Source organism: Methylobacterium sp. B1 (genome assembly GCF_000333255.1).
Lineage (GTDB): Bacteria > Pseudomonadota > Alphaproteobacteria > Rhizobiales > Beijerinckiaceae > Methylobacterium > Methylobacterium fujisawaense.
On sequence record NZ_BACT01001040.1, the window covers coordinates 1 to 5,566 of the forward strand.

Here is a 5,566-nt window from a genome sequence, read left to right on the forward strand (position 1 = left end):
ATCCGGCGCGGATCCACGGCTTCGTGGAGATGCATATCGAGCACGGTACGGCGCTGGAGGCAGCCGGGAGCCCGGTGGGGTTCGCCACGGCGATCAGCGGCAGCTTCCGCTATCGCAAGGCCGCCTGTTTCGGCCGCTACGGCCATTCCGGCGCCGTGGCGCGGAGCGCGCGCAGCGACGCCGTCTTCGCCCTCGCCGACCTGATCACCGGCCTGGATGCCCTCTGGGGAACACTGGAGGCGGAGGGCTGCCCGGTCACGATCACGCTGGGCGAGGTCGCCACCGACCCGGTCCAGCACGCCTTCGCCAAGATCCCCGGCGAGGTCCGCTTCTGCCTCGACGTGCGCAGCACCGAGCCCGTCGTGCTGGACCGGGTCGAGGCGGCGCTCGCCGAGCGCGTCGCCGCCATCGAGGCCGCCCGCGGCGTGCGCTTCGTCCTCGGCGAGCGCACCGGCAGCACCCCGGCGCGGATGAGCGCGGCACTCGTCGAGGCCCTGTCGGGCCATGCGCGCCGGCTCGGGATGCCCTTCCGCACGATGGCCAGCGGGGCCGGGCACGACACCGCGACGCTGGCCGGCCAGGGCGTGCCGAGCACGATGATCTTCATCCGCAACCAGAACGGCAGCCACAACCCCGACGAGGCGATGCGGATCGAGGATCTCTGCGCGGCCGCGACCCTGGTGGCCCACCTCGTCGCGGAAGCCTGAACCCTGCGCGCAAGAAAGGATGCACCGATGATCGTCGATCTGAACTGCGACATGGGCGAGGGCTTCGGCGTCTACCGCTTGGGCGAAGACGCCGAGATGCTGACCGTGGCGACCTCGGCCAACATCGCCTGCGGCTTCCACGCCGGCGACCCTCTGGTGATGCACGAGACCCTGAGCCGCGCGGCCGCGAACGGCGTGCAGGCCGGCGCCCATCCGAGCTTCCTCGACCTCTGGGGCTTCGGCCGGCGGCCGATCCAGGGCGAGCGCCCGGCCGACATCGAGAAGGCGGTCCTTTACCAAGTCGGCGCCCTCCTGGCCCTGGCGCAGGATGCCGGCTGCCCGGTGCGCCACGTGAAGACCCACGGGGCGATGGGCAACATGGCCAACGAGGATGCCGACCTCGCCCTGGCGGTGGCCCGGGCGATCCGCACCCTCGACCGCGACCTGATCTTCGTGGTCATGCCCGGCCTGGAGACCGAGAAAGCCGGCGAGAAGCTCGGGCTGCCGATCGCGCGGGAGATCTACGCCGACCGGGCATACGCGGATGACGGCACCCTGGTGTCGCGCAAAGTCCCAGGTGCGGTGCTGCACGACCCCGATTCCGTGTCGGAGCGCGTGGCGCGGATGCTAGAGGACGGGGCGATCATCTGCCTGTCCGGGCGGCGCATCCCGACGCGGATCGACACGGTCTGCGTCCACGGTGACACGCCCGGCGCCGTCGCCATGGCGCACCGCCTGCGCGACGACTGCGCCGCCAAGGGGATCGCCCTGCGGCCGATGGCCGAGGTGCTCGGTGTCTGAGCCCGGCTACCGCCTCCTCGATAGCGGCGACCGGGCGCTCACGGTGGAGCTCGGCCGCGCGGTCGACCCCGCGATCAACGCGCAGGTCATCGCCCTCGACGCGGCGCTCCGCGGTGCCGGGCGCCCGGGGCTCCTGGAGACCGTGCCGACCTACCGCTCGCTCCTCGTCCTCTACGATCCGGACCTGCTACCCCGGGCCGATCTCGCGGCGCTGATCGCCGCGCACTGGCCGCCCCCGGACGGGGCGACGGGATCGCTGCGCCGCTGGCGGGTGCCGGTCCATTACGGCGGCGCGCACGGCGCCGACCTCGCCGACCTCGCCGCCGGGGCCGGGCTCACCCCGGAGGCGGTGATCGCCCTCCATGCCGGCCGCGACTACCGCGTCTACATGATCGGGTTCGCCCCCGGCTTCGCCTATCTGGGCGGCCTCGATCCCCGGCTCCACGCGAGCCGGCGCACCGATCCGCGGCCCAGGACCCCGGCGGGCAGCGTCTCGATCGGCGGCAACCAGACCGGCGTCTCCCCGCCCCTGGAGCTGCCGAGCGGCTGGCAGCTCATCGGCCGCACGCCCGCGCGCTCCTACGATCCGGCCCGGGCCGAACCGTTCCTGTTCGCGGCCGGCGACCTGATCCGGTTCGAGCCGATCGACCGCGCCGCGTTCGACGCCCTCAGCGAGGCCGCCCGCGCCGGCGAGACCGTCGCGACCCTGGAGCGGATCGATGCCTGAGGGACTGCACGTCATCGCCCCCGGTGTTTCCGCGACCCTGCAGGATGGCGGGCGGCCGGGCTACCTGCGCTACGGCATCTCGGGGTCCGGGGCGATGGATCCAGACCTTCTGGCGCTCGCCAACGGCCTCGTCGGCAACCCGCTCGACGCCGCGGTAATAGAAATGGCGATGGTCGGTCCGACCCTCGTCTGCGAGACGGAGGTCTGCCGCGTCGCCCTCGCCGGGGCACCCTTCTCGATGAGCCTGAACGGCCGCGCCCTCGATCCGTTCACCGCTCACGACCTGCGGCGGGGGGATCGACTCATCCTCGGCGCCCCGCGGGAGGGCCTGCGCGCCTGCCTGGCGGTCGCCGGGGGCTTCGCCGTCGCGCCGATGCTCGGCAGCGTCGCGACGCACACCCGCACCCGTCTCGGCGGCCTCGACGGCAACCCCCTGGCCGCGGGCGACCTGCTGCCCCTCGTGGCGCCCGCGCCCCGCGACCGCCCGCTGACCCTGCCGCCGGCCCACCGGCCGACCTTCGGCGGCCCGATCCGTGTGGTGCTCGGGCCGCAGGCCGACGGCTTCACCGATGAGGGCCTGCGGACCTTCCTGTCCGAACCCTACACCCTCACGGCGCGGGCGGACCGGATGGGCTGCCACCTCGACGGGCCGCCGATCGCCCACGCGGACGGCTTCAACATCGTCTCGGACGGGATCGTGAACGGCTCCATCCAGGTACCCGGCCACGGGCGGCCGCTGATCCTGCTCGCCGACCGGCACACCACCGGCGGCTACCCGAAGATCGTTACGGTGATTTCGGCGGATCTCGGTCGCCTCGCGCAGGTGCGGCCGGGCGAGACGATCCGGTTCGCGGCCGTCGCCGTCGCGGAGGCCCAGGCCATCGCCCGCGCGGCGCGGCGCAGCCTGGACGCGCGGCTGGCGGCGCTGGTGCCGGCCGGCGGCGACGCTCTCGACAGCGCGTTCCTGCTGTCCTGCAACCTCGTCGGCGGCGTCGTCTCGGCGCGCGCCCCGGATCCGGCGCCCTGACAGCGCCACCCCCTCCCCTGCGAAGCAAGAGACCGTCGATGCTCACGCCGTTCCATCTCGCCTACCACGTCACCGATCTCGACGCGGCCCGCCGCTTCTACGGCGGCGTCCTCGGCTGCCAGGAGGGCCGCAGCACCGAGACCTGGGTCGATTTCGACTTCTTCGGCCATCAGCTCTCGCTGCATCTGGGCGAGCCCTTCACCACCACCCGGAGCGGGAAGGTCGGCAATCACACCGTGATGATGCCGCATCTGGGCGTCGTGCTGCCGCTCGAGGCCTGGGAGGCACTCGCCGGCCGCATCGAGGCGGCCGGCATCGCCTTCGACATCCCGCCGGTCGTCCGCTTCGCCGGGGAGCCCGGCGAGCAGCGCACGATGTTCTTCTTCGACCCGAGCGGCAATCCGATCGAGATCAAGGGCTTCCGGGATCTGGCCGCCGTCTTCGCGCACTGAGGCTCAAGCGCCCTCCCCGTGGCAACGGTCCGTCGCCGGAGCGGCGACGGGCGGCCGGGGCGCACCGCCCGTCAGACGCGGCGGGCGTTCCAGAAGACGAACTGGCCGTCGACCACATCCCGGAGATCGCGCCGGAAGGCCGTCCGGTAGAAATACTGGCCGGTCGGCAGGTACGGCACGTCGCGCATCGCCAGCGTCTGCATCCGGGCCGCGATCGTCTTCCGCGCCGCCTGATCCGGCGCCTCGATCCAGGCCTCGCGCAGGCTCTCCAGCTCGGGCAGGTCCGGCCAGCCGAAGAAGCCCTTGGGGCCTCCGCAGCGCAGGACCTGCTCCACGACCGGGTTGGCCATGTCGAGGCCGGTCCAGGTCGTGTTGAAGATGTTCCAGCCGCCCTGGTCCGGGGGCGCCTTGCTGGCGCGGCGCGTGACCAGCGTGCCCCAGTCGGACACGACGTATTGCACGTTCATCCCGAGCCGCTGGAGCAGGTCGTGCATGATCTCGCCGAGGGCGCTGAGCACGGGATTCTCGCTCGTCGACATGAGCACGACGCGCTCGCCCGTGTAGCCGGCGGCCACGAGGTCGCGCTTGGCCTTGGCGAGATCGCGCGGCCGGGTGAGCACGTCGAGCCCGGCATCGGTGGCCATGGCGGTCCCCGGCGTGAACAGGCCGACATCCTTGCGCCACAACTTGGGATCGTCACCGGCCGCCGCCGCCATGAAGTCCGCCTGCGACAGGGCCTCGAGGACCACGCGACGGACCGCGGGCTTGTCGAAGGGCGGATAGAGGTGGTTCATGACGCCGGTGCCGAGATTTCCGAGCGGCGAGGCGAGCTGCGTGGCGATCTGCGGGCTGGCTTGGAGCGTCGGCACGAGATCGCTGATCGGGTTCTCCCACCAGTCGACCTCGCCGTTCTGGAGGGCAGCGGCCGCGGTTCCGGGATCCGGCATGACCTGCCACTCGACCCGCTCGAAATGGACCCGCTTCGGCCCCGCCACCCAGGACACCGGACCGTCGTCGCGGGGCCGGTAATCCGGGTTGCGGTCGTAGACCACGCGGGCGCCGACCAGCCGCTCCTTGGTGTTGAACCGGAACGGCCCGGAGCCGATCAGCTCGGGGATCTGCTGGGCCGGGTCGGTGGCGGCGAGACGCTCGGGCATGATGACGAGGACCGGTGGACCGAGCTTCGCCAGGGTCTCGAGCATCAGCCCATAGGGGCGCTTCAGGCGAATGACGAAGGTCCGGTCGTCCGGGGCCTCCAGGGCGTCGGTGCGGGCCATCAGGGCCTGCCCGAGGCTGTCGCGCTGCGCCCAGCGCCGGGTCGACGCGATGCAGTCACGGCCCCGCACCGGCTCGCCGTCGTGGAACTTCAGTCCTTCGCGCAGCCGGAAAATCCAGCGCCGCCCGTCATCCTCGACCGTGTGCCCCTCCACCATCTGCGGCTGCGGCGTGAACTGCGCGTCGAGGCCGTAGAGCTGGTCGAACACCATGAGCGCGTGGTTGCGGGTGACGTAGGCGGTGGTCGTCACCGGATCGACGATGGTCAGGTCGGATTGCGGCACGAAGCGCAGGACGCTCGCCCGGCCGCCCTGGGCCAGGGCCGGGCGGGCCGGCAGGAAGGGGACGGCGGCCGCGGCGGCGGCACCGCCGAGGAAGGTTCGTCGCAGCATGGAGGTCACTCCTGGCTTTCCGGATCAGGCGGGCGGGGACGGTTGCGCCGGGCGGCGCTTCGCGAGGCAGCCTTCTGCGGGCGCGCATGCCGCGGGAACACAACCTGCAAGCGCCGTTCCGCCCGGGCCGGTCACGGGGCGCGGACGGCCTCTTCGGCGCGCCGGCGCAGGGCCGCGCGGTCGAT

Annotated in this window: 6 protein-coding genes; 5 read left to right on the top strand and 1 reads right to left on the bottom strand. The window is 72.6% G+C overall.

The features are described from left to right. The 5 genes from I53_RS29005 to I53_RS29025 form a co-directional block, all read left to right on the top strand. A partial coding sequence (locus I53_RS29005) for a M20/M25/M40 family metallo-hydrolase (protein WP_043357605.1) occupies positions 1–707 on the top strand: 707 nt, incomplete at its 5' end. Positions 708–734: 27 nt separating this feature from the next. Beyond that, positions 735–1,508 carry a 5-oxoprolinase subunit PxpA gene (locus I53_RS29010; protein ID WP_043357607.1) on the top strand — a complete coding sequence of 258 codons (774 nt, stop codon included), beginning with the start codon at positions 735–737 and terminating at the stop codon, positions 1,506–1,508. Further along, positions 1,501–2,235 carry a 5-oxoprolinase subunit PxpB gene (pxpB, locus tag I53_RS29015; RefSeq protein ID WP_043357609.1) on the top strand — a complete coding sequence of 245 codons (735 nt, stop codon included), beginning with the start codon at positions 1,501–1,503 and terminating at the stop codon, positions 2,233–2,235. Before I53_RS29010 ends, pxpB begins: the two co-directional genes overlap by 8 nt. After that, positions 2,228–3,262: a biotin-dependent carboxyltransferase family protein gene (locus tag I53_RS29020; protein WP_043357612.1), complete on the top strand. Its 1,035-nt coding sequence runs from the start codon at positions 2,228–2,230 to the stop codon at positions 3,260–3,262. The genes pxpB and I53_RS29020 overlap by 8 nt, the downstream gene beginning before the upstream one ends. 38 nt (positions 3,263–3,300) lie before the next feature. Next, entirely contained in the window at positions 3,301–3,714 is a 414-nt protein-coding gene (locus I53_RS29025) for a VOC family protein (RefSeq protein WP_043357614.1), read from the top strand. A 71-nt stretch (positions 3,715–3,785) separates the two neighbouring features. Here the strand turns inward: I53_RS29025 and I53_RS29030 are convergent, their stop codons facing one another. After that, positions 3,786–5,381: an ABC transporter substrate-binding protein gene (locus tag I53_RS29030; RefSeq protein ID WP_043357616.1), complete on the bottom strand. Its 1,596-nt coding sequence runs from the start codon at positions 5,379–5,381 to the stop codon at positions 3,786–3,788. Between the last annotated feature and the right edge of the window lie 185 nt (positions 5,382–5,566).